The organism is Mycobacterium sp. WMMD1722, assembly GCF_049315205.1.
Classification (GTDB): Bacteria; Actinomycetota; Actinomycetes; order Mycobacteriales; family Mycobacteriaceae; genus Mycobacterium.
Map to the genome: position 1 here is coordinate 2,113,417 of NZ_CP186056.1, position 22,846 is coordinate 2,136,262.

The 22,846-nt window shown below is 68.9% G+C and carries 22 protein-coding genes; 10 read left to right on the forward strand and 12 right to left on the reverse strand.

All coding sequences use genetic code 11. The features are described from left to right. Nucleotides 1-17: 17 nt before the first annotated feature. The 4 genes from ACN27E_RS10015 to fabG are packed head-to-tail and all read right to left on the reverse strand — an operon-like array spanning nucleotide 18 to nucleotide 3,878. The gene (locus ACN27E_RS10015; RefSeq protein WP_422748671.1) at nucleotides 18-731 is read right to left on the reverse strand and encodes a GntR family transcriptional regulator; all 714 of its coding nucleotides are present in this window, start codon (nucleotides 729-731) and stop codon (nucleotides 18-20) included. Between the two features lie 2 nt (nucleotides 732-733). After that, complete coding sequence (locus tag ACN27E_RS10020; protein WP_422748673.1) at nucleotides 734-1,924, reverse strand: acyl-CoA dehydrogenase family protein; 1,191 nt, start codon at nucleotides 1,922-1,924, stop codon at nucleotides 734-736. After that, nucleotides 1,921-3,135, reverse strand: coding sequence for an acetyl-CoA C-acetyltransferase (locus ACN27E_RS10025; RefSeq protein ID WP_422749778.1), 1,215 nt, complete (start codon nucleotides 3,133-3,135; stop codon nucleotides 1,921-1,923). The genes ACN27E_RS10020 and ACN27E_RS10025 overlap by 4 nt, the downstream gene beginning before the upstream one ends. A 2-nt stretch (nucleotides 3,136-3,137) precedes the next feature. Further along, nucleotides 3,138-3,878: a 3-oxoacyl-ACP reductase FabG gene (gene fabG / locus ACN27E_RS10030; RefSeq protein ID WP_422748674.1), complete on the reverse strand. Its 741-nt coding sequence runs from the start codon at nucleotides 3,876-3,878 to the stop codon at nucleotides 3,138-3,140. A 102-nt stretch (nucleotides 3,879-3,980) separates the two neighbouring features. Between fabG and ACN27E_RS10035 the strand changes: the two genes are divergently transcribed. Beyond that, nucleotides 3,981-5,150, forward strand: coding sequence for an acyl-CoA dehydrogenase family protein (locus ACN27E_RS10035; protein ID WP_422748676.1), 1,170 nt, complete (start codon nucleotides 3,981-3,983; stop codon nucleotides 5,148-5,150). 83 nt (nucleotides 5,151-5,233) lie between these two features. Here the strand turns inward: ACN27E_RS10035 and ACN27E_RS10040 are convergent, their stop codons facing one another. Next, on the reverse strand, nucleotides 5,234-5,686 hold the full coding sequence (locus ACN27E_RS10040; RefSeq protein WP_422748678.1) for a MaoC family dehydratase: 453 nt from the start codon (nucleotides 5,684-5,686) through the stop codon (nucleotides 5,234-5,236). Nucleotides 5,687-6,659: 973 nt separating this feature from the next. Here ACN27E_RS10040 and ACN27E_RS10045 point away from each other — a divergent pair. Genes ACN27E_RS10045 through ACN27E_RS10055 form a run of 3 tightly spaced genes read left to right on the forward strand, consistent with a single transcriptional unit; the run spans nucleotide 6,660 to nucleotide 11,332 of the window. Beyond that, a complete protein-coding gene (locus tag ACN27E_RS10045) occupies nucleotides 6,660-7,409 on the forward strand; it encodes a hypothetical protein (protein ID WP_422748679.1) in 750 nt (249 codons plus the stop codon). Continuing rightward, a complete protein-coding gene (locus ACN27E_RS10050; protein ID WP_422748680.1) occupies nucleotides 7,409-9,547 on the forward strand; it encodes an Rv1355c family protein in 2,139 nt (712 codons plus the stop codon). Before ACN27E_RS10045 ends, ACN27E_RS10050 begins: the two co-directional genes overlap by 1 nt. A 24-nt stretch (nucleotides 9,548-9,571) precedes the next feature. Next, on the forward strand, nucleotides 9,572-11,332 hold the full coding sequence (locus ACN27E_RS10055) for a putative bifunctional diguanylate cyclase/phosphodiesterase (RefSeq protein WP_422748682.1): 1,761 nt from the start codon (nucleotides 9,572-9,574) through the stop codon (nucleotides 11,330-11,332). On the opposite strand, the gene ACN27E_RS10060 is transcribed toward ACN27E_RS10055, so the two are convergent. Further along, a complete protein-coding gene (locus ACN27E_RS10060) occupies nucleotides 11,279-12,160 on the reverse strand; it encodes an FAD-binding protein (protein WP_422748684.1) in 882 nt (293 codons plus the stop codon). The two genes, ACN27E_RS10055 and ACN27E_RS10060, sit on opposite strands and share 54 nt — an antisense overlap. Before the next feature lie 202 nt (nucleotides 12,161-12,362). Between ACN27E_RS10060 and ACN27E_RS10065 the strand changes: the two genes are divergently transcribed. From ACN27E_RS10065 to ACN27E_RS10085, 5 genes are all read left to right on the forward strand, one after another. After that, entirely contained in the window at nucleotides 12,363-13,022 is a 660-nt protein-coding gene (locus tag ACN27E_RS10065; protein ID WP_422748686.1) for a TetR family transcriptional regulator, read from the forward strand. After that, nucleotides 13,019-13,666, forward strand: a complete 648-nt coding sequence (locus ACN27E_RS10070) for a ScbR family autoregulator-binding transcription factor (RefSeq protein WP_422748688.1) — start codon at nucleotides 13,019-13,021, stop codon at nucleotides 13,664-13,666. The genes ACN27E_RS10065 and ACN27E_RS10070 overlap by 4 nt, the downstream gene beginning before the upstream one ends. 108 nt (nucleotides 13,667-13,774) lie before the next feature. Then, the gene (locus ACN27E_RS10075; protein ID WP_422749780.1) at nucleotides 13,775-15,007 is read left to right on the forward strand and encodes an acyl-CoA dehydrogenase family protein; all 1,233 of its coding nucleotides are present in this window, start codon (nucleotides 13,775-13,777) and stop codon (nucleotides 15,005-15,007) included. Continuing rightward, nucleotides 15,007-16,149, forward strand: coding sequence for an acyl-CoA dehydrogenase family protein (locus ACN27E_RS10080; RefSeq protein WP_422748690.1), 1,143 nt, complete (start codon nucleotides 15,007-15,009; stop codon nucleotides 16,147-16,149). Before ACN27E_RS10075 ends, ACN27E_RS10080 begins: the two co-directional genes overlap by 1 nt. A gap of 79 nt (nucleotides 16,150-16,228) precedes the next feature. Continuing rightward, nucleotides 16,229-16,819 carry a TetR family transcriptional regulator gene (locus tag ACN27E_RS10085; protein WP_422748692.1) on the forward strand — a complete coding sequence of 197 codons (591 nt, stop codon included), beginning with the start codon at nucleotides 16,229-16,231 and terminating at the stop codon, nucleotides 16,817-16,819. Nucleotides 16,820-16,859: 40 nt separating this feature from the next. Here ACN27E_RS10085 and ACN27E_RS10090 read toward each other — a convergent pair whose 3' ends face one another. Then, nucleotides 16,860-17,495: a nucleoside/nucleotide kinase family protein gene (locus ACN27E_RS10090; RefSeq protein WP_422748693.1), complete on the reverse strand. Its 636-nt coding sequence runs from the start codon at nucleotides 17,493-17,495 to the stop codon at nucleotides 16,860-16,862. Between the two features lie 9 nt (nucleotides 17,496-17,504). Further along, nucleotides 17,505-18,200 carry a DUF899 domain-containing protein gene (locus ACN27E_RS10095; protein WP_422748695.1) on the reverse strand — a complete coding sequence of 232 codons (696 nt, stop codon included), beginning with the start codon at nucleotides 18,198-18,200 and terminating at the stop codon, nucleotides 17,505-17,507. A gap of 230 nt (nucleotides 18,201-18,430) precedes the next feature. Here ACN27E_RS10095 and ACN27E_RS10100 point away from each other — a divergent pair, with 230 nt between their 5' ends. Next, nucleotides 18,431-19,480: a hypothetical protein gene (locus ACN27E_RS10100; RefSeq protein WP_422748696.1), complete on the forward strand. Its 1,050-nt coding sequence runs from the start codon at nucleotides 18,431-18,433 to the stop codon at nucleotides 19,478-19,480. On the opposite strand, the gene ACN27E_RS10105 is transcribed toward ACN27E_RS10100, so the two are convergent. The 4 genes from ACN27E_RS10105 to ACN27E_RS10120 all read right to left on the reverse strand — a co-directional run bounded on the left by ACN27E_RS10105 (nucleotide 19,414) and on the right by ACN27E_RS10120 (nucleotide 22,796). Then, entirely contained in the window at nucleotides 19,414-20,088 is a 675-nt protein-coding gene (locus ACN27E_RS10105; protein WP_422748698.1) for an LpqN/LpqT family lipoprotein, read from the reverse strand. The genes ACN27E_RS10100 and ACN27E_RS10105 overlap by 67 nt on opposite strands. 131 nt (nucleotides 20,089-20,219) lie before the next feature. Further along, nucleotides 20,220-21,170 (reverse strand): GlxA family transcriptional regulator, encoded by a 951-nt coding sequence (locus ACN27E_RS10110; protein WP_422748700.1) that lies wholly within the window; start codon nucleotides 21,168-21,170, stop codon nucleotides 20,220-20,222. Between the two features lie 272 nt (nucleotides 21,171-21,442). After that, nucleotides 21,443-21,847 carry a GlcG/HbpS family heme-binding protein gene (locus tag ACN27E_RS10115; protein WP_422748702.1) on the reverse strand — a complete coding sequence of 135 codons (405 nt, stop codon included), beginning with the start codon at nucleotides 21,845-21,847 and terminating at the stop codon, nucleotides 21,443-21,445. A gap of 28 nt (nucleotides 21,848-21,875) precedes the next feature. Then, nucleotides 21,876-22,796 (reverse strand): LysR family transcriptional regulator, encoded by a 921-nt coding sequence (locus ACN27E_RS10120; RefSeq protein WP_422749782.1) that lies wholly within the window; start codon nucleotides 22,794-22,796, stop codon nucleotides 21,876-21,878. Nucleotides 22,797-22,846: the final 50 nt, after the last annotated feature.

The following is a 22,846-nucleotide window of genomic DNA, read 5'->3' on the forward strand; positions in this document are numbered from 1 at the left end:
GGCCCACGGTCATACGGTCAGGATTGCGTTTCGCCACCCGTCGTGACGACGCCGCGCGCGACCAGGTGCTCGATCAGTGGCGTCGCACCGGCCGCCAGGTGCTCCGACATCGCCGCCCTGGCACCGTCCGCGTCGCCGGCCGTCAGTGCCTTCAGCAGCCGGCGGTGGTGGCGCGTCGATTCGCGCGGCCAGCCCTCGATCGTCGGGAACACCGACTCCGGTGCGTAGCGGGTGATCTGCGACATCAGCTGAGCGAGTTTCGGCGAATCCGCGGCGACGTTGATCGCGCGGTGGAAGTCGTGGTTGAGGCGCACCGCGCCCTCACCGTCGTCGCGGGCGTAGGCATCCTCGAGCTGATCCTGGATCTCGGTGAGGACGCGCAACTGCTCGGCGGTGATGTTGGCCGCGGCGCGGGCGGCGAGCACACCGCCCACATGGGCCTGGAGGTCGGCGACGTCGGCGATGTCGCGGTCGGTCACCGGCAGCACCACGAAGCCGCGCCGGGGCTGTTGGTCGAGCAGCCCCTCGGCGCGTAACTGGAACAGCGCCTCGCGCACCGGAGTCACGCTGATCCCCAGCTCGACCGCCAGTTGTTCCAGCCGGATGTACCCGCCGGCGGCGTAGGTGCCGTTGAAGATGCGGCGACGCACCAGACGTGCGACGTCTTCGGCCAGCCGCGGTCGGAGGGCGAACGGCGGGCCGGATTCGAAGGCGGGGTCGGAGGCGGGCACGGTCAGATCCGGTAGTCGGCCAGCAGCCGCTTGCTGATGATGTTCTTCTGGATCTCGCTCGTACCCTCACCGATCAACAGGAACGGCGCGTCACGCATCAGCCGCTCGATCTCGTACTCCTTGGAGTAGCCGTATCCGCCGTGGATCCGGAAGCTCTGCTGGGTGACTTCGGCGCAGATCTCCGATGCCAGGTACTTGGCCATGCCGGCGGCGACGTCGTTACGCTCACCGGAATCCTTGAGCCGCGCGGCGTTGACCATCATCAGATGGGCCGCTTCGACCTTGGTGGCCATCTCGGCGAGCTGGAACGCCACGGCCTGGTGTTCGGCAATCGGTTTGCCGAACGTCTGGCGCTGCTGGGCGTAGCGCACCGCGAGTTCGAAGGCCCGCAACGCAACACCGCAGGCGCGGGCGGAGACGTTGACCCGGCCCACCTCGACGCCGTCCATCATCTGGAAGAACCCCTGACCCGGCTGCTCGCCGAGGATGTCATCCGCGGCCGCCCGGAATCCGTCGAAGATCAGTTCGGTGGTGTCGATACCCTTGTAGCCCAGCTTGTCCAGCTTGCCTGGGATCGTGAGGCCCGGGGCGACCTCGCCGAAGCCCTCGGGTTTCTCGATGAGGAACGCGGTCAGGTTGAGATGCGGCTTCTCGGCACCCTCGTCGGTGCGTACCAGGGTCGCGACCAGGGTCGAACTCCCCCCGTTGGTCAGCCACATCTTCTGGCCGTCGATCAGGTAACCGTCGCCGTCTCGTCGCGCCCGGGTGCGGATCGCGGCGACGTCGGACCCCAACTCGGGCTCCGACATCGAGAAGGCACCCCGGACGTCGCCGGTGGCCATCCGCGGCAGGAACTTTCGCTTCTGGGCGTCGGTGCCGTGCTGGCGGATCATGTAGGCGACGATGAAGTGGGTGTTGATCACCCCGGATACGCTCATCCAGCCGCGGGCCAGTTCCTCCACGCACAGCGCGTAGGTCAACAACGATTCGCCGAGCCCGCCGTACTCCTCGGGGATCATCAGCCCGAACAGGCCCATGTTCCGCATGGCGTCGACGATCTCCTGCGGATACGCGTCGGCGTGTTCGAGCTCCTGCGCGTGCGGGATGATCTCCTTGTCGACGAATTGCCGCACGGTGGAGATGATCTCGGTCTGGGTGTCGGTGAGCCCCAGCGTCTGCGCCAGTCTGGTCACGCCGCCACCCTCTCGAAGACGGCTGCGAGCCCCTGCCCGCCGCCGATGCACATCGTTTCCAACCCGTAGCGGGCGCCCCGGCGGTGCAATTCGCGCGCCAGCGTCGCGAGCATTCGCCCGCCGGTCGCACCGACCGGATGCCCGAGCGAGATGCCCGACCCGTGCACATTCGTCCGTTCCATGTCGGCGTCGGTGAAGCCCCACTCCCGCGTCACCGCCAGCGCCTGAGCGGCGAACGCCTCGTTGAGTTCGATCAGGTCCATGTCCGCCAACGTCAACCCGGCCTTGGCCAGCGCCACCTCGGTGGCCGGCACGGGCCCGATGCCCATCACCGCGGGGGCCACACCGGCGACCGCCCACGACACCAATCGCACCAGCGGCCGCAGCCCCAGCTCGGCAGCCTTGCGCGCCGTGGTCACCAGGCACATCGCGGCCGCGTCGTTCTGTCCACTCGAATTCCCGGCCGTCACGGTGGCTTGCGGATCCGCCTCCAGCAGCACGGGTTTGAGCTTCGCCAGCGATTCGATCGAGGTATCGGCCCGCGGGTGTTCGTCGGTGTCCACGACGTCCTCGCCCGCCCGACTGCGCACCGTCACGGGGATGATCGTCTCGCCGAGCAGTCCGTCCTGCTGCGCGGTGACCGCGCGGCGGTGCGACCGCACCGCGAGTTCGTCCTGTTCCGCCCGGCCGATGCCGTATTCGCGACGCAGATTCTCCGCGGTCTCGAGCATGCCGCCGGGCACGGGGTGATTCTTCCCGCCCGCGGTCGTGCGCCCGCGGGCCAGCGCGTCGTGAACGGTGATCCCGCTCCGGGCGCCGCCCCAGCGCATGTCGGTCGAATGGAAGACCACATTGCTCATCGATTCCGCGCCGCCCGCGACCACGAGCTCGTCGGCGCCCGTGGCCACCTGCATGGTGGCCTGGATGACGGCCTGCAGTCCGGAGCCGCAGCGCCGGTCGATCTGCATGCCGGGCACCGTCACCGGTAACCCCGCGTCGAGCGCGATGACCCGGCCGATCGCGGGCGCCTCCATGCTCGGGTAACAGTGCCCGACGATCACGTCCTCGACGGTCTCGGGTGCGACCCCGGTGCGGGCCAGCAGACCACGCAGTGCCGCGACGCCGAGCTCGACGGCGCTCAGCGATCTGAACATCCCGTTGTACCGGCCGATCGGGGTGCGGACCGGTTCACAGATGACGGTGTCACGCAACGTCATACGTGTCTCCCGCCGGTGACCTCGAGCACCGTGCCGGTCATGTACGACGACAGGTCCGAGGCCAGGAACAGTGCCACCTTGGCGACCTCGGCTGGTTCGCCGGCCCGTCCCATGGGGATCTCGGCGAGCTTCTGATCCCAGATGTGTTGCGGCATCGCTTCGGTCATCGCCGAGCGGATCAGCCCCGGCTGGATGGCGTTCACCCGCACACCGAGGTGGGCGAGTTCCTTGGCCGCCGCCTTGGTCATACCGACGATGCCGGCCTTGGCCGCGGAGTAGTTCGTCTGTCCGACCAGCCCGACCTTGCCGGAGATCGACGACATGTTGACGATCGCACCGCTGTTGCGCTCGCGCATGACCGCAGCCGCGGACTTCAGCCCGTTCCAGGTCCCTTTCAGGTGCACGGCGATCACCTGATCGAACTGGTCTTCGGTCATCTTGCGCAGGGTGGCGTCACGGGTGATGCCAGCGTTGTTGACCATGATGTCCAGTGCGCCGAAACGATCGACGGCCGTCGCCACCAGCGCCTCGACCTGCGCCGAGTCGGTGACATCGCACTGCACGGCCACGGCCGTCGCGTCGCCACCCAATCGCTGGGCGGCAGCGGTCGTCGCATCGAGGTCCAGGTCCCCCAGCACCACCCTGGCACCCTCGGCGACGAATCGTTCGGCGATGGCGTAACCGAGACCCTGTGCGCCACCGGTGATCACCGCGGTCCGGCCGTCGAGCAGTGTCATAGATCATCACCCTTCCCAGCCCGGGCGGCCCGGGTCGCGAAGTGAGCATAATATTTCGTATACGATATCGCCAGCCCGTTCCGCCCCGACAGGAGATCCGTGATGAGCGAGGTCAGCGCCGACGACTTCCGCGAGATCCTCGCGCAGACAAAGCATTTCATCCGTACCGCGGTGGTCCCCCGCGAGTCGGAGATCCTCGCCGCCGACAAAGTTCCCGACGATCTGCGGGATCAAGCCAAGAAGATGGGCCTGTTCGGCTACGCCATCCCCCAGGAATGGGGCGGACTCGGTGTGGACCTCACCCAGGACGTCGAGTTGGCGATGGAGTTCGGCTACACCTCGCTGGCGCTGCGATCGATGTTCGGCACCAACAACGGCATCGCCGGGCAGGTCCTCGTCGGATTCGGTACCGACGAACAGAAGCACCGCTGGCTGGCCGGGATCGCCTCCGGCGACATCGTGGCCTCCTTCGCGCTGACCGAGCCCGGCGCCGGCTCCAACCCCGCCGGTCTGCGCACGAAAGCTGTCCGCGACGGCCAGGACTGGGTGATCAACGGAAGCAAGCAGTACATCACCAATGCCCCGACCGCCGATCTGTTCGTCACGTTCGCGCGGACCCGCCCGGCCGACAGCGAGGGCGCCGGCATCGCCGTCTTCCTCGTCCCGGCCGACGCCGACGGCGTGAGCGTGGGAGCCAAGGACGCCAAGATGGGCCAGGAGGGGGCCTGGACGGCCGATGTCACCTTCACCGACGTGCGAGTCCCGCCCTCGGCTCTCATCGGCGGCAGCGAGGACATCGGGTATCGGGCGGCGCTGACCTCACTGGCCCGGGGGCGAGTGCACATCGCGGCGCTGGCCGTCGGCACCGCGCAGCGCGCCCTCGACGAATCCGTGGCCTATGCCGCGAACGCCACCCAGGGCGGCTCTCCGATCGGCACGTTCCAACTGGTGCAGGCCATGCTCGCCGACCAGCAGACCGGCGTGATGGCAGGCCGCGCACTGGTACGCGATGCCGCGCGGCAGTGGGTGACCGGCGAGGACCGGCGCATCGCGCCGTCGGCGGCCAAGGTCTTCTGCACCGAGATGGCCGGGCAGGTTGCCGATCTGGCGGTCCAGATCCACGGCGGCAGTGGATACATGCGCGAGGTTCCCGTCGAGCGGATCTACCGGGATGTGCGGTTGCTGCGGCTCTACGAGGGCACCAGTGAGATCCAGCGCCTGATCATCGGCGGCGGATTGGTCAAAGCCGCACAGCGGGCGGCGAATTCATGACCGGCCGGCCGGCCGGCGACGAATCCCGCTATGTCACCGCAGGGTCGATCGCCGTCGGCCTCGGTTCCACCCAGTTTTGAGCGTCAGCCCAGGAAGCGGACGATCGACTCCGCGACCGCGGCGGGCTTCTCGGCGCCCTCGATCTCCACGGTGATCGTGGTGGTGGCCTGCACCGCGCCGTCGAGCCGGTCGACCTTGGTGATCTCGCCTCGGGCGCGCAGACGCGCCCCTACCTTCACCGGTGAGATGAAGCGGACCTTGTTGTAGCCGTAGTTGATCGCCATCGCGATGTTGTCGACCGTGTAGAGCTGATGGCTGAAATGAGGGAGCAGCGACAACGTGAGCAGGCCGTGGGCGATCGTGCCGCCGAAGGGGCCGTCCGCCGCCTTCTGGGGGTCGACATGGATCCACTGGTGGTCGTCGGTGGCGTCCGCGAACAGGTTGACGCGGTCCTGGGTGATCTCGAGCCACTCGGTGGGGCCCAGGGCGCTGCCCTCGGCCGCCACGAACTCCTCGAGCCCGCTGAAGGTCTTCACTGGCGCTTCTCCTCCGCCGACGCCCGACGCGCCGCCTCGGCCACGAACGATACGGTCCGCCGGCGCCGCGAACGGTGTCGGGTCGCGGCTGCCAGCGGAATGCACTCGGGCCGTCGAACGGCCGGGTGCGCTGCTTTCTCCGGCGAGCCGCGCGGCGCTTTCGGTGTTTACCCAATCGTGATGGCGTCAAGAATGAAGGCCCAATTGCGGTCGAATTATGGAACACGCGTCGATTAAGTGCAGGCGCCGGCTGATACGTGTCGCGGCGGGCGGTGGCCCAATCGGCCGTTCGACGGTAGGGTCCCGGCCTGCCGTCGACGCCAAGAAACTCTACCGGTCGGCGGAAATGTCGGTACCCGCCAAAAGCCGTCTTCGGCTCGCGATTGTTACCGGCCGGTCACCAAAGTCGCCGATCGTCACCGGCAAATTCGGCCGAAGTCGCCGGACGTCGAGCGCTCCCGGCGCCGGCCCGGGACGCCGACGGCCACGCCGGGGTCCCGCGGACGCGCCGGCGCATTCGAGGTGGTCAGCGCGCTGGCCGCTCGGTGCGCATCCTGATCGGCGGTCCGGTCGCCCGGTTCGGCGGCGGCCGGACGCGTTGGGTGGCAGCCGTGACCCTGGCTCGAACCACCCGCCGCTATCCCGCGAGCGCAAACACCGTTAAAGAGGCCTGGCTGCGATCTGAGCGCGAATTCGACCGGCTCGGACAATGGCACAGTTCGCCCGGCTTCATAACCGCAGTAACGACCTGCGTTGACGCCCCCTGACGGGATTGCCGACCGTCCGCCGTGCAGGGAATACGGCAATCAGCCCTTATCCGTATACGCGGCCTTCTTCCACGATTTTCTCGCTAGCTGTAATGAAATGAGCTGTCGGCGGGATACTCATTCCGCACAATCGCGAACCCGCGACTGACACACGACGGCCGGCGATACCCCGCCCGGCCGGACCACCGCCCGAAGGACGTAAATCGATGACCATCGCCCCGCTCGACCTCTCGACCGCGGACCGCTTCGCCTCCGACATCCGGCACACCTGGTGGGACGCCGCCAGTGACTGCACCATCGTCGTCGCTACGCCGTCCGCCGAACCCGAGTTGTGGCGCGATTACGTTCGCGGAGCCGAACACAGCTATCTCAAGCACGGAGTCGAGCAGGCCCTGGATACCTCCGCGCTGCACCGCGGCGATGACACCGCGCTGTTCTGCGCGGGAATCAGCCGCACCGGCGAGGTCGTCGGCGGAGTGCGGGCGAAAGGACCCTACATCGAGGTCGACGAGTGCCATGCCGTCACCGAATGGAGCGGTCAGCCGGGTCTGGACGCCGTGCGCAAAATGGTGGGCGACCGCCTGCCATTCGGCGTCGTGGAAATCAAATCCGCGTGGGTCAGCGACGATCCCGAACAAAGCCGGGCACTGACCGACGTGTTGGCACGCTTCCCGTTGCATTCGATGGGTCTACTCGATTCGCAATTCGCCGTCGCGACCGCCGCCGCCTACGTCCTCAAGCGCTGGCTGTCCTCGGGCGGGGTGTTGGCGGCCAAGATCCCCGCGACCCCGTACCCGGACGCCCGCTATCAGACCAAGATGATGTGGTGGGATCGGCGGACGTTCGCCGGTCACGCCAGCCCCGGCCAGCTTGCGGCCTATCTGGCCGAAGCGGATGCGGTCAGCAGCGGCCCCGTTCCGGCCGGCCAGTTCGCGACCGCCGCGGCGAGCATGTGATGGGTTCATCGACACCGGATTCGACCCACTCCGCCGTTGTCCTCTCCGACGACACCCCGCGCGAGCAGACCGTGCTGTCCGAGCTGCGGGCCGACACCCGTGTGGAGGTCCTCGACACGGCCGCCCGGCAACGCGCCGCCCTGGCCGAGTCGACGAGCGACGACGGGCTGATCGGCGAACCGACGCGCTGGGCGTACTTCCCGTGGCGCCGAACGCTGGCCGGGATCCTCGGTCCGAACGGATATCGCCGGTTGCGACTGGACCGCAACCGCAATCTCGTCACAGCCGAGGAGCAGGATCGGCTCGGCCGGCTCCGCATCGGCGTCGTGGGGCTGAGCGTCGGACATGCGATCGCTCACACCCTTGTCGCACAGGGATTCTGCGGCGAGATGCGGCTTGCCGACTTCGACGAGATGGAGCTGTCGAATCTCAACCGTGTGCCGGCCACGCTGTTCGACATCGGAGTGAACAAGGCCGTGGTGGCCGCACGCCGGATTGCCGAGCTGGACCCGTATCTGCCGGTTCAGGTCATGACCGACGGCGTCAGCGCCACCACGATCGACGCGTTCCTCGACGGCCTGGACATCGTCGTCGAGGAATGCGATTCACTCGACGCCAAAGCGCTGATCCGAGAGCGGGCCCGGGCCCGCGGCCTGCCGGTGTTGATGACCACGAGCGACCGGGGTCTCCTCGACGTCGAGCGGTTCGATCTCGAACCGACGCGGCCGATCCTGCACGGGCTGCTCGGCGACATCGACGCCGCTGCGCTCGCCGGTCTGTCCAGCCGCGACAAGGTGCCCCACGTGCTGCGGATCCTCGACGCCGGCGCTCTGTCACCGCGGATGGCCGCGTCGCTGGTCGAGGTGGGGTCGACGCTGTCCACCTGGCCCCAGCTCGCCGGCGAGGTGGGCCTCGGCGCGACGGCGGTGGCTGAGGCGGTGCGCCGCATCGGCCTGGGCGAAGCGCTTCCATCGGGCCGGGTCCGGATCGACGCCCCCGCGACGCTGGACCGCATCGAGGATCCGCTGGCTGTCGGCTCCGGCCTACGAATCGACGAGCCCGCCGCCGATGAACCCGCCGATGAGCCCGACGGCCACGAGGCGGCGACCGATGTGGCGAACGCCGTCGCACAGGCGGCGATGCGGGCCCCGTCGGGCGGGAATGTGCAACCGTGGCATATCGAGGTGCACCCCGACGCGGTGCATCTGCGCGTCGCCCCGGAGTGCACCACGGCCATGGATGTCGGCTATCGAGCGAGCGCGGTGGCTCTGGGCGCGGCGGTCTACAACGCGCGGGTCGCCGCCGCCGCCGCGCAGCGGGTGGGTGAGGTGTCTTACGGGCCGGGCGACGAACGCGCGCCGGTACAGGCCGTCGTACGCCTGGGAGCCGATGAGGACGCCGATCTGGCCGCGCGCTACGACGCGATGATGCGCCGGGAGACCAACCGCCACCGCGGCAGCGGCGTGCGGCTCGACGACCCGGCGATCCGCGCGCTGCAGGATGCGGCCGTCGGCGAGGGCGCACGACTGGTGCTGCTGACCGAGCCATCCGACGTCGACCGGGCGGCGCGCATTCTCGCCGCGGCCGACCGGATCCGGTATCTGACGCCGCGGCTGCACCAGCAGATGTTCTCGGAGTTGCGCTGGCCCGGCGATCCGGAGCCCGACACCGGGATCGACGTACGCGGCCTCGAGCTGGGCCAGACGGATCTGGTCAAGCTGGACATCCTGCGCCGTTCCGAGGTGATGGCCGAGATCGCCGGTTGGGACGGCGGCGAAGCGCTCGGTGAGGACACCTATGAACGCATCGTGTCCAGCGCCGCCGTGGCCGTCGTCGTGATCGACGGCGGCGACCTGACCGACTTCGTCGCGGGCGGATCGGCGGTCGAGGCGGTGTGGGTGGCCGCCGAAGAGCTGGGCATCGGGGTGCAGCCGGTCTCCCCGGTGTTCCTCTACGCGCACGACGATGCCGAGAATGCCGAACTCGCGCCGCGTTTCGCCGACCGGCTCGTCGATCTGCGCCGGGAATTCCGTACGCTGACCGGAACCGGTCCGGATGAGTCGCAGGCACTGGTGCTCAGACTGTCCTACGCCGGTCGCGCGTCGACCCGAAGTCGGCGTCGTGCCCGCAGCTCATGATCCGCGGCGGTAGAGAGAAGGCACGTGCCAGCGAATATCGAGCTGGTCGTCACCTCGGTGGCTACCCGGCTGATGGCGGCCGACGCTGCGACGTCGGCCCGGGTGACCTACGAGGTGCTCGGCGATCTGGTGAGCCGCTTCGGCGTCGACGGCGGCATTCTCGCCCACCGGACCGGCCGTGAGGGCGTCCCCGCACAGTTGGTGGCCGCCTGGCCGGTGGAAGATGACCACACCACGCTGGCCGGCGCCGACCGCGTATTGGCCGGATCGGCCTGGTACACCGAGCCGACCATCACCCAGGCACCGACCTGGGTGGTGGTGCCGCTGCGCGGCGGTGACGTCACCACCGGTGTGCTGGCGTTCACCGGCGCGCGGGACTGGTCGGCCGACGAGCTGAACGCCTTGCGTGCGATCGCGTCGCTGTTCGCCCAGGTGCAGGCCCGGGTGATCGCCGAACAGCGGCTGCGTCTGCTCGCCGATCGGGACGACCTGACCGGTCTGCACAACCGTCGGGCTCTGCTGAGCCACCTGGCGGATCGCCTCGCCGAGGGCAGTCCCGGGCCGGTGGCGATGGTGTTCTTCGATCTCGACCGGCTGAAGTCCATCAACGACTACCTCGGCCACAGCGCCGGTGACTGGTTCATCCAGATCCTCGCCGAACGGCTGGTCCGTGCCGGCGGCGACCACTTCGTCGCCCGCCTCGGTGGCGACGAATTCGTCGTGGTGCCCGCCGCCGCCACGGCGTCGCGAGCCGCCGAAGCGGTCGCCGAACACCTGAGATCGATTCTGGGTGACCCGGTGGCGATCGACGGCGAGCTCCTCACCCGGACGGTCAGCATCGGGGTGGCCGTAGCCGAACCGGGGACAGACACCCCGTCGGATCTGCTGAGCCGGGCCGATCAGGCCGTGATGGCCGCCAAGAGTGCGGGCGGCAACCGCCTCGCCGCGTTCTCCGAGTCGATGTCGCGAGCAAGCGAACTGCGCAACGACATCGAGCTGCACCTGCAGAACGTCGTCGACAGCGGGGCGCTGGTGCTGCACTATCTTCCCGAGTTCGACATGCGCACCGGCGAGGTGTTGGCCGCGGAGGCGCTGGTGCGCTGGCAGCATCCCACCCGTGGGCTGCTGTACCCCGATTCGTTCATCGGTGTCGCAGAATCGATCAACCTCGCCGGCGACGTCGGCCGGTGGGTGTTGCGCAATGCCTGTGCGCAGTTCGCGCAGTGGCGCGCCCAGGGGCTGGCCCGCGACATCATGCTGCGGGTCAACGTCTCCCCCGTTCAGCTGGTCACCGAAGGGTTCGCGCAGTCGGTCGCGGCGGTGCTGGCCGAGTTCGGACTCGAGCGCGGTTCGGTGTGCCTGGAGATCACCGAGAGCGTGGTGGTCCAGGACATCGAGACCACCCAGGTCACACTGGCCGGCATCAAGGAGGCCGGCCTCAACGTGGCCATCGACGATTTCGGCACCGGCTACAGCGTTCTGTCACTGCTGAAGACGCTTCCGGTCGACACCCTCAAGATCGACAAGAGTTTCGTGTGCGACCTGGGCGCGAACGCGAGGGATCTGGCCATCGTGCGCGCGATCATCGCGCTGGCCGAGGCCTTCGGACTGGAACTGGTCGCCGAAGGTGTCGAGACCGGGTCGGCCGCCATGACCCTGCTGCAGCACGGGTGTCATCGCGCGCAGGGCTTCCTGCTGTCCCGGCCGATCGACGGCACGGCGATGGAGCGGCTATTGGCCGAAGGGCGGGTGGCGGTCGACTTCTCGCCGGCGCCGACTCGGTGAACGTCCGCTGCGCCGGTCCCGCAGGGTCTCCGAGAGCCGCCCACTGCTGGTCGAGCAGTGCGCGCCGCCGGTCGACGGCGCGGCCGCCGGTACCAGCGCCTCGACGCGGGCGAAGCGGCTGCCGGTCTGACTGACCAGGGCCACCTGTACCTGCGAACCCCCGGCCGCGACCGCCGCTTCGCCCACGGTCACCGCCGGTGCCAGCGTCACACCGTGCCGCGCGCGGATCGCCCACGGCCCGTCGGCGGTGTCGAGCACGGCGCCGGTGACGATGCCCTCCTCCAGCACCAGTCGCTGCAGCGCGGTGTCGGTGTGGATGTCGATCCCCCGGGCGTCGGCCGCATCGAACAGCCACCCGGCCAGCGACGACGCGCCGTCGGGGCCATCGAGAGCCATGGTGCCCACGATCTTGACCTGAACCGGTTTGTCGTCGAGAGTCCGCATGGCCGTTGTATCCCAGTCGGTCACCCGGGTGTGCAACAGCCCGTATGGCGAGGACAGGCAGTCGGCGGCCCAGGCGTCGAGCCGGCCCCCGAAGAACGGCGCCACCTTGCGGCCACGGCGTTCGTCGGCGGGTGCGTCGTGTACGACCCGCATCGGAACGCCGTCGTCGGTGGTCGGCTCCACCGGACCGGGGCCGGCGGTCAAGGCCGCGAAGTATTCGAGCGTCTCGGGGTCGGTGACCCCCGTGCCGAGCCAGCCACCGTCGGACGCGACAGTCGTCGCGACATACACCTCGACCTCGGCGTCCGCGGCCACCACCGCGCTGGCCAGGGTTCCGACGACACCGCCGATACAGACGACGTCGACCTCGTCATCCCACGTCAACGTGCGGGCACCTCAATGGGAAGACCGGGAGTCATCACATGTCGCACATTACATACTGTTCGGATGTGAAGCATTCCGGTAGATGCCTTAGGGTATTACCGCTCGCAACGATGTGACGGCCACCACGCAGACCGGGTGGAGGCCGCGCACCGTCCGATCCGGGGTGCACGGATCGCACCGATGAGAACTGTGAGGGTCAAAGGTGTCCGAACCGGGCGATCGTCGGTCGGACGTCACACGCCGCCAGCTGATCCATTCAGCCGCAACTCATTTCGCCCGCAAGCCGTACAGCCTGGTCAGCATCGACGAGGTCCTCGCCGATGCCGCGGTGACCAAGGGGGCGATGTACTTTCACTTCCGGTCCAAATACGCGCTGGCGACCGCCGTCGTCCAGCAGTGGGTCGAGGTGAGCCTGGCGTCGGTGGCCCAGGTGGTGGCGCGCCGCAACTCGGCGGTCGAGACGCTGGTCGACGTCACCTACCTCATCGCTGTCGAAGACATCGCCGACCCGCTCGCGCGCGCGGGCTTCAACCTCCTCGAATCGATCGGCCGCAGTGAGCAGATCGGGCGGCACGTCATCGGCACCTGGGCCGAGGCGTTCGCCCCGATAGCAAAGCGTGGCCAGTCCGACGGCGATGTGTCGACCAACCATGACCCGGTCGAACTGGCCCGGCTGCTGGTGTCGTTCTATCTGGGCGTTCGCGCATCGACCGACCTCGACGACCCGGCCCGCTACCTGACCGATCTCGAGCGCGCCTGGATCATGATCCTGCCGGCGATGGCGACCCGCGATCGCACCGACTACCTCACCACGTTTCTGAAGCGACGCACCGCGCTCGCGATCGCCAGGGCAACCTCATGACGCGCCACGCCCGGGCCGCGCTCACCCGCGACCGGATCATCGGTGCGGCCGTCGCATTGTTCAGCGAACGGGGCTATCCGGGTACGGCGCTCAGTGACATCGTCGAGCGCGCCGGTATGACCAAAGGCGCGCTCTACCACCACTTCCAGTCCAAGGAGGCACTGGCCGGCGCGATCGTCGGGGAGGCCGGCGCCCGCCTGTCCCGCACCTTCGAGGAGATCACCGCATCCCAGGCGCCTGCGCTGGAAGGCATCATCCACGGCACGTTCCTGGTCATCGATCAGGTGCGCAGCGACGACCTGGCGCGGGTCGGCACGGCACTGCTGCGCATGTTCGCCGGCTTCAGCGACGCGGCAACGGCGATCTACACCGCCTGGCTGACGTCCATGGCCGCCGACGTGGCTCGGGCCCGTGACGAAGGCGATCTGCGCGCCGATGTCGACGTCCAGGCGCTCGCCGACACGCTGGTGAGCGCCATCGTCGGCAGTGCGGTGCTGGCGGACGCCACCACCGCGGGCGCCGATCTGCGCCTGCGCGTGGCGCGGATGTTCTCGCTGGTCCTGCCCGCCACCGTCGCCGAGGACTCCCGACAGTATTTCGCCGAATTCCTCGCCCGGGAGACCCGCGGCCAGGGCCCCGCCTGACCCGTCTCGGTGTCGACACGTGGACGGTAGTTTCGGGCGCCGGTGGATCGTCAGTTGACTAACTAGGTTTACTCTGTGGACAGCACATTCGACGACGGGACGGACGCGATGGAACTAGGCTGGTCCGAGCGGGACGCGACCTTCCGCGATGAGGTTCGTCAATTCCTCGCCGACAAGTTGACGCCGGAACTGCGCCGGGCCGGCCGCTTGATGACCAGTGTGTACGCCGACCACGACGCGAGCATGCAGTGGCAGGCCATCCTGCACGAGCGCGGGTGGGCGGCGCCGGCGTGGCCGGTCGAACACGGCGGATGCGACTGGAGCTTGACCCAGCACTACATCTTCGGCCGCGAGTCGACGCTGGCCGGGGCTCCGTCGTTGTCGCCCATGGGTATTCGGATGGTGGCCCATGCGATCATCAAGTTCGGCACGCAGGCGCAGAAGGACTTCTTCCTGCCGCGCATCCTCACCGGCGAGGTGTTCTTCTGCCAGGGATACTCCGAACCCGAGGCCGGCTCGGATCTCGCCGCGCTGTCAATGACCGCCGCGGACGACGGCGACCACCTGATCTGCACCGGCAGCAAGATCTGGACGACGCACGCCAGGGAGGCGAACTGGATGTTCGCCCTGGTGCGGACCTCGCGCCGGCCGAAGAAACAGCAGGGCATCACCTTCGTCCTGGTCGAGATGACCACTCCCGGCATCGAGATCCGACCGCTGGTGATGACCTCGGGCGAAGAGGTGCAGAACCAGGTGTTCTTCGACGAGGTCCGGGTGCCCAAGAGCAACGTCATCGGCCAGATCGACGACGGCTGGACGGTCGCGAAGTACCTGCTCGAATTCGAGCGCGGTGGCGGGGCTTCCGCACCGGCGCTCCAGGTGCTGGCCGAGGACATCGCGTCGGTGGCCGCCGCCTCCCCCGGCCCGTCCGGCGGCCGGCTCATCGACGACCCGGTGTTCGCCGGTCGACTCGCTGATGCCCGCATCCGCACCGACGTTCTGGAGATCCTCGAGTACCGCGTGCTGGCCGCGGTCGCCGCCGGGCGCAATCCGGGTTCCGCGTCGTCCATGCTCAAGGTGCTCGGAACCGAGCTGAGCCAGCAGCTGACCGAGCTGGCCATGGCGGCCGCCGGCCCGCGTGGCCGGGTCTACCAACCGCATGCCACCTGCCCGGGTGGCCCCATCGCCGAATACGAGCCGCCGGGCGACGGCTACGTCAGCGGTGAACCGTGGCAGGCCGTGGCTGCGCTGCGCTACTTCAACGACCGCGCCGGGTCCATCTACGCCGGCAGCAACGAGATTCAACGCAACATCCTGGCGAAGGCGGCATTGGGGCTGTAATGGACTTTTCGCTCACCGAGGAACAGGAGCTGCTGCGCAGTGGCCTGACCAAGTTCCTCTCGACCCGATACGACCTCGAAAAGAGCCGCGCCGCAGCGAAATCCGGCGCCGGCTGGCAACCCGACATCTGGCGGGGCTTCGCCGGCGAACTGGGCATTCTCGGCGCCACCCTGCCCGAGGAGGCCGGGGGAATCGGCGGCGGCCCGGTGGAGACGATGGTGATCGCCGAGGCACTGGGGCACGCGCTGGTCGTCGAACCCTTCATCGACACGGTCGTCGTGGCGGGTGGACTGTTGCACCGCGCCGGCGGCTCTCGTGCCGCAGCGGTCCTCGAGGCCGTTGCCGACGGATCGGCGATCGTGGCACTGGCGGCGGCCGAAGCCGGTTCGGGCGACAACTGGAGCGACGTATCGACCACCGCTGCGCAGACCGGGGACGGGTGGACGCTGCGCGGTGAGAAGATCGTCGTCCTCGGCGCGCCGATCGCCACCCATCTGTTGGTGACCGCGCGGACGTCCCGTGACGACAGTGCGGCCGGGGGCATCTCGCTGTTCCTCGTCGACCTGTCGTCGAGCCCCGACGGGATCCGCAGCCACGCCTATCGCACGATCGACGACCGCCGGGCCGCGGACATCGTCTTCGACGGGCTGGACCTGCCCGGCGACGCGCTGCTCGGACCGGCCGGGCAGGCGTGGGCATCGATCGACAAGGCCCGCGACGAGGGTGCCACCGCCGTCTGCGCGGAGGCTGTCGGCGCGATGCGCAGGGTCCTCGACGACACCGTCGAATACTGCAAACAGCGCCACCAGTTCGGTGTACCGATCGGCAGCTTCCAGGCATTGCAGCACCGGCTGGTCGATATGCACATGGAACTCGAGCAGTCCGTGGCGGCTACGTACCTCGCGGTACTGCACGGCGAGGCCGGAGACGACGAACGCCGCCGGGCCGTGTCGGCGGCCAAGGCGACGATCGGCCGGGCCGCGCGGTTCATCGGCCAGAACGCCGTCCAGCTGCACGGCGGCATGGGGATGACCGAAGAACTCGCGATCGGCCACTACTTCAAGCGGCTCACCGCGCTGCAGTACGAGTTCGGGTCCACCGACCATCACCTCAGCCGTTACGCCGCGTTGACGCGACCCTGAACCGGAGTTGGACAGTTGTCCATCAAGTTGTCGAATTCAGGTCATTGCCGCCGCCGAGCAGCGCGGATACTGTGGACACATGTCCAGCCTGGGAGGGTCTCGCGTCGCGTTGCTGCGCGACGCCCATGGCCGACGTAGCCATGCGTGCCGGCGAGTGTTCTCCGCCGCGGCGGAGATACTCGGCGAATCGGCGGGCTACGACGTATCGATGCCGACCTTGGCGGCCCGCGCCCGACTGGCCCCTGCCGCGGTCACGGCGCACTTTCCCTCGGTCGACGCGATGTTCGCCGAGCTCTACCTGCATCGCGTCTCGGCGCTGCCGCTCGACGTCGACGCCACCGCAGGCGCAGCGGCGCGGGTCAGTGCTGCGCTGCGGGCAATCACCCTGGTGATGGTCGACGAGACCGAACTGGCCGCCGCGTGCAGTCGGGCGCTGCTGCGCACCGACGATGCGGCGGTCGCCGCGACCCGTGAACGCATCGGTGCCGAGGTCCATCGGCGGGTAGCCGCGGCGCTGGGGACCGGGGCCTGGCCGGAGGTGCTGGCAACCGTGGAGACCCTGTTCTGGGGTGCGTTGCTGCAGGCGCAGTCCCAGCGGATCGGCTATCGGGAGATGGCCACTCGTCTCGACACCATGCTTGCGCTGATCCTGCCCGGCACCGATCACTGACAGCGCTGCAACCGGACACCCGAGCACCTGTGCGCGGTGATCAGGGCGCCAGGACGAAGACGCGATCACAGCGATCGCGGGTGGCGGCGATCCGCTCGGCGTTGGCGCCGTCGACCTCTCGGGCCCAGCGCATCGCGTCGTCTTCGCCGCGTCCGCCCTGCCGGTGGCGTGCCACCAGCCTCGTCTGCCGCACCTGCGGATCGACGTCGAGGTAGTAGATGCGGTCGAGCCGCAACCGGACCTCCTCCCACAGCGCGAGGTAGTTGCCTTCGGTGACCACCACCGGGGCATCCGCCGGAACCACCAGGGCCGCTGCGACCGGTTCCTCGATCGCCCGGTCGAAGCCGGGCACATAGACGTCGTGGGTGCGGAAGCCGGCGGCGATGCGCGTCAGCGCGGCGACGTACCCGCCGACATCGAAGGTGTCGGGCGCACCCTTGCGGCCCCGACGGCCGAGCCGCTCCAGCTGGGCGGTGGCGAGATGAAAGCCGTCCATCGGTACGTAGCTCGCGTCGGCACCCAGCCGCTCGACGAGAAGGCTTGCCAGAGTGGACTTCCCGACACCGGGCGGACCTGCGAGGCCCACCATCTGCCGGCCGCCGTCCGGCTGGTGTGTCGCGATGTCGCGAACCAGCTCCTCCAGAGCCTGATCGACGGTCACCGGGCCGGGCGTCATGCCCGCACCCTACTGCTGACCGTAGGCCGCCGCGATGTCCGGAGAGTCCAGCCACCCCGCATACGTCGGGCCGGCGGGAAAGCCCGGGGGCGAGTCGAAGCGCGCCTCCTGGCGCCCCCACGGCAGCAGATCGATCAGCGCGAACGTGTGGCTGAGCTGTTCGGTGCCGCGTCCGTTGGTGTGCCACGTCCGGTACACCGTCTCGCCGTCACGGAAGAAGACGTTGACGGCGAATCCTCCGCCGGGCGGGGCGTCGACATCGGCGGCGAAGGGGCTGTCCGACGACGAATACCACTCCATCCGGTTGCCGACCCGGTCCCGGTAGGCCAGCGCCTCGTCGATCGCGCCGGTGGTGACCACGACGAACCGTGCGTCGTAGTTGTCGAGGAATTCGAGGCGGGTGAACTGGCTGGTGAAGCCGGTGCAGCCACCGCACTGCCACTGGGCTCCCGGCGACCACATGTGGTGGTAGGTGATCAGCTGCGACCGGCCGGCGAAGACCTCGGCCAGCCGGACCGGTCCGTCGGCACCGACCAGGGTGTACTCCGGAAGCTCGACCATGGGCAGCCGGCGGCGCTGCGCGGCGATGGCGTCGAGTTCTCGGGTGGCGGCCTTCTCCCGTACGCGCAATTCGTCGAGCGCCGCGCGCCAGGTCGACTGGTCGACCACGGGCGGCTTTCCGCCGGTCTTCGGCGATACGGTCATGTCACAACCTCCTCATCTCCTTCGTTGCAAGTATCGACCCGGCCGGCTCGCAAAACTCATCGCGCGCCCACGGAGCCCACTACCGCCGGGCGATTTCGGCTACTGTCCGCTCCAGTCCACGATCCCCTCCGGACCAGGAGCTGCAAAAACACATGGCGTACAGAGTGTTTCACCGACCCCTGCTCGCCGGGGCGGCGTTGGCCGGCGCGAGCGCAATCACATTGGCCACGGTGACTGCGGTGCCCACCGAGGAGGTCGCCGTGGCTCCGGAGGTGGCCGTGGAGCAGACCCGGGCCGTCGCGCTCACCGGCTTCGCCGAGGTGCTCACCAGTGTGGTGAGCGCGGTGCAGCAGAGCGGCGACGCGCTGGTGAACACCTCTCCGGCGCTGTACTGGCAGGTCCACGAGCAGTGGCCGGATCCGGAACTGCTGCCGTGGAACTACGCTTTGTTCACCGACATCTTCCTGGCCCCGCTGGCCCCGCTGGTGATCGGCCCGGTCAACGATGCGATCGCCGAAGCCGTCGCCGAGGCGCTGCCCGGCCAGGCGGACGTGATCCTGCGCATTCCCGACCTCGTCGAGTACGCCGTCGTCCGGGCTGTCGGACCCGTGTTGTCGGCGATCGGCGCGGCCGGCGCCGCGCACGAGCAGATCTACTACTCCACGACCACCTGGGAGATCGCGCCGTTCATCGAGGCGGTTCTCGCCGCGCCTGGCCACGTCGTGGACGGGTTTCTCAACGGCGGATACGGCGATCTGCGGCCACTGCTCACCGGGGAGGTGGGCGGCGACCCGATCCCGGCCCCGGGTCTGCTCACCCCCTGGGGTGCGGATCCGGTGCAGCGCTACGCCGACGACAACGCCGCTCTGGTCGGAACCGGCGCGGCGGCCGACAACGGGCAGGCCGAGGCCACGGCTGCTGCCGAGCCCACCGGGACCGGCCCGCAGACCCGGGTCGCCTCGGTAGAGCAGTCACGCCAATCCGAGATGTCGTTGTCCGGCAATGAAATCCGACCACGCATGGCGACCGCGTCATCGGATGACCGCGCGAACGGCGTGACTACCGCTGAGCCGACGAAGTCGCCGACACCGTTGCCGACGTCGCGCCCGTCAGCGGCCGACGACGGCCCGAACGCCCGCATCCGTGGCGGCGTCGAGCGCGGCGAGGCAGAGCGCGGCGCCGCCGAGGGCGACGCGGCACCGACGCGCCGGGGCTACGGCGCGCCCGCCGGGGAGGGCAGCACTTCGAAGCCGTCGAGCATGAGCGCCGCATCGCGCTGATACGTCGGATTGTCGGGCCGGGTGGTCTGAATCGTCACCGAGATCAGATTCGACCGGTCGCCGTCGCGGGTCGCCACGTACAGCGTTGTCAGTGACCGTTCGGCAGTGGCCGCCCCGGTCGCCGCGCTGCGGTAGGTGACCTTTTCGGCCGGCAGACCGCAGACGTCGGCCGGAACGGCGGACACATCGGTGGCGCCGGCCAGCTTCACCAGGTTCTTGCGCGCCTGGTCGTAGATGGTGCGCGCATCCGTGGCCGGCGCCTTCTCCACGGTCACCACGACGTTGGGCGTGAACTGATCGGCGGTGAGCGCCTGGTTCATCAGGACGAAGCGGACCAACTGGCTGTCGAGCTGGGTGTTACGCACCCAACCGGGAGGTTGCGGTATGCGCATCCTCGGCTCGAAGTCGTCGGCGGAAGGGATGTCGACAGCGGGGCCGTCGGTCTGAGCGCATGCGACCGGGTTGCCCATCACGGCCGTCGGAGTCGGCGGGGCTCCGCTGAGAAGGTCTCTGACGTCGGACTTTTCGGCTCCACCGCACGCCACCAGCGACACCGAAACAGCGATCCCGGCGACCCAGCGCACCACGCACCTCGCGCCCGTCACCATCCCGGTGGTCCCCCCGTCGCGAGTCGAACTCGTTGCTGTTGCACTGAGGGTATGCGACACCGGGTGCCGATAGGGATGACATGGGGTTTCCGGATGATTGCGAGATCGGATGCTTCCGGTGGCCTTGGCCCTCACTCGGGTGACCGGAACCGGGAGCGGTATTCGGTCGGGGTCAGGCCGACCTGCTCGGCGAAGTGGTAGCGCAGGGTCGCCGGGGAGTCGAATCCGCTTCTACCGGTGATGGCCTCGACGGTCTCACGGGTGGTTTCCAGGAGCTGCATCGCCAGGAAGATCCGTTGCCGGCTCAGCCATTTCATCGGGGTGGTGCCGAGTTCGTCGCGGAAGCGGCGAGCCAGGGTCCGACGCGAGACGCCGGCCGCCCTGGCCAGGGAATCGGTGTCGTGCGGTTCGTCGAGACGGGCCAGGATGCCCTCGAGGAGCTCGCCGAAACCCGCCGAGGGGTCAGGAGCGGTGTCGCGGTCGATGAACTGCGCCTGACCGCCGTCGCGGTGCGGTGCGGCGACCAGGTGCCGGGCCACACCGTTGGCCGCAGCCGCCCCGTGGTCGTCCCGGATCAGGGTCAGACACAGATCGAGGCCGGCGGCCGAGCCGGCGCCGGTGAGGACGTTCCCGTCCCGGACGTAGAGGTGTTCAGGCGTGACGCGTGCCTGGGGGAATCGCCGTTGCAGGGTTGCGGCGTGGCGCCAGTGTGTGGTGACCTGTCTGCCGTCGAGCAGCCCCGCGTCGGCCAGGGCGAAGGCCCCGCTGCAGATCGAGACCATCCGGGCTCCCCGCTCGGATGCCGCGCACAGCAGCGGCGCCCAGGTGGGCAGTTCGTTCCGGACGACGCTGGCCACGCAGGTGGTGATCACGGTATCGGCGTCGGCCAACGCCTCGATGGGATGCTCGGGATAGAAGGTGGCGCCCCCGACGACAGCGACGCCCGTGGTGTCCCCGCAGGTCACGAGGTCATACCCGAGGTCGAGCTGATCGCTCCAGCGAAAGCCGAGCGCCTCGATGACGATGCCCGTCTCGAGCATCGTCATTCCGTCGCAGACCGGGACGGCGACCACATGCTTCATGGCCCGATCTTAACCATTAATGGCAATCAGGCCACTGGTGGTGGACGGGGCGGCCGCCTACCGTAGAGATATCGGAACGCAGCCGAATCCGAATCGGCTGTCCCGCAATCCCATTGGAGGACATCATGCATCCGAGCACCCGCACCGCCCGACACCGACTCGTTCAGCTGGGCGACGCCGTGCACGCCTTCGCCGCCGGTATTTCGGCGGGCACGGCCATCGCTCACGGCGCCGCACCGTCCCCGCAGTCTCGGGCGCGCAGTCGAAGCGCCTCAGGGCAGGACGGCCAGCCCGGCTCTCGCGCAGGCGTCGTCGTCGGCGGTGCTCGCACCACTCACCCCGACGCCGCCCACGATCGCGTCGCCGACCGTGATGGGAACGCCGCCGCCGAAGATGACGAACCGGCCGCCGCCGTTGGCGTGTAGTCCGAACAATTCGCCCCCGGGCGCCGCGAGGCCAGCCAGTTCGGCGGTCGCGATGCGGTTGGCCACGGCGGTGTAGGCCTTGTCGACCGCCAGTACCGGCCCGGCGATCTCGGCGCCGTCCATCCGGCCGAAGGCGATCAGATGCCCGCCGGCATCGACCACGGCCGCGGAGACCAGCACCGAGCGGCGCGCCGCTTCGGCGAGTGCGGCGGCGACGATGCGCTGGGCGGTGGCGAGATCGAGGATGGTCACGGGACAAACCTAGAGGCAATCGCTGCGGTCATGGCGTCTGAAGCACCTCGCGGATCGTGGCGCGAAGCCATCGATGCGCGCCGTCGGCGGTGTGGCGAGGGTGCCATGCCATGCCGATGACCACCGGCGGCAGGTCCAAAGGGATGTCGAGTAGGCGCAGTCCGAGAGCAGTCGCGTCGGCGGTGAGCGGTGACGGATCGGCACCGGGGACTGCGGCCGGCACCAGGCAGACGACGTCGCTGCGTGCGGCGAGAGTCATGGCAGACAGATGACTCGGAAGCACGACCGTGACCCGCCGGGTGAGGTTGTGTTCGGCCAGCGCAGCGTCGAGCGGGCCGCTGAAGCGGCCGCGCCGGCTCACGGCCACGTGCTGAGCGGCAGCCAACCGTGTGGGGGTCAGTGGCGCGTCGGTGAGGGGGTGGTCCGGCCGAACCGCCGCCATCATGCGGAGCTGGACCAGTTCTTCGACGTGCGTTTCGGGGTCGACATGGTCGATCGATCCGACTTCCAGATCCACGCGGCCGTCGCGCAGCGCCGGCCCGGCCTCCAACTCTTCGGCACGAAGTCGGAACGTGATTCCCGGCGCCTCCTGTTGGGCCCGGTCGAGCAGCCGCGACGCCAAGGCCGCCCCGACCAGGTCGGCGGTTTGCAGGGTGAAGTTACGGCTCAGGCCGAGTAAATCGACGCCGGTACCCGGGCTCAGCAACGCTTGCAGGCTGCGCACCACGGTGGCGGCCTCGTCGCGCAGGGCCTGAGCCCGCGGTGTGGGAACCATGGCCTGCCCGGCGCGAACCAGAAGGGGGTCCTGGAGAATGCGGCGCAGCCGCGCGAGGGTCCGACTCATCGCTGCCGGCGACGTGTGCAGCCGCTCGGCTGCCCGCGTGACGCTGTTCTCGGCCAGCAGCGCGTCCAACGCGACGGCCAAATTCGCGTCGACAATCGCATTCATCGATCGATCTACCACCGTTTTTCCACTCTGATCAATAATTCCGTGCCGAA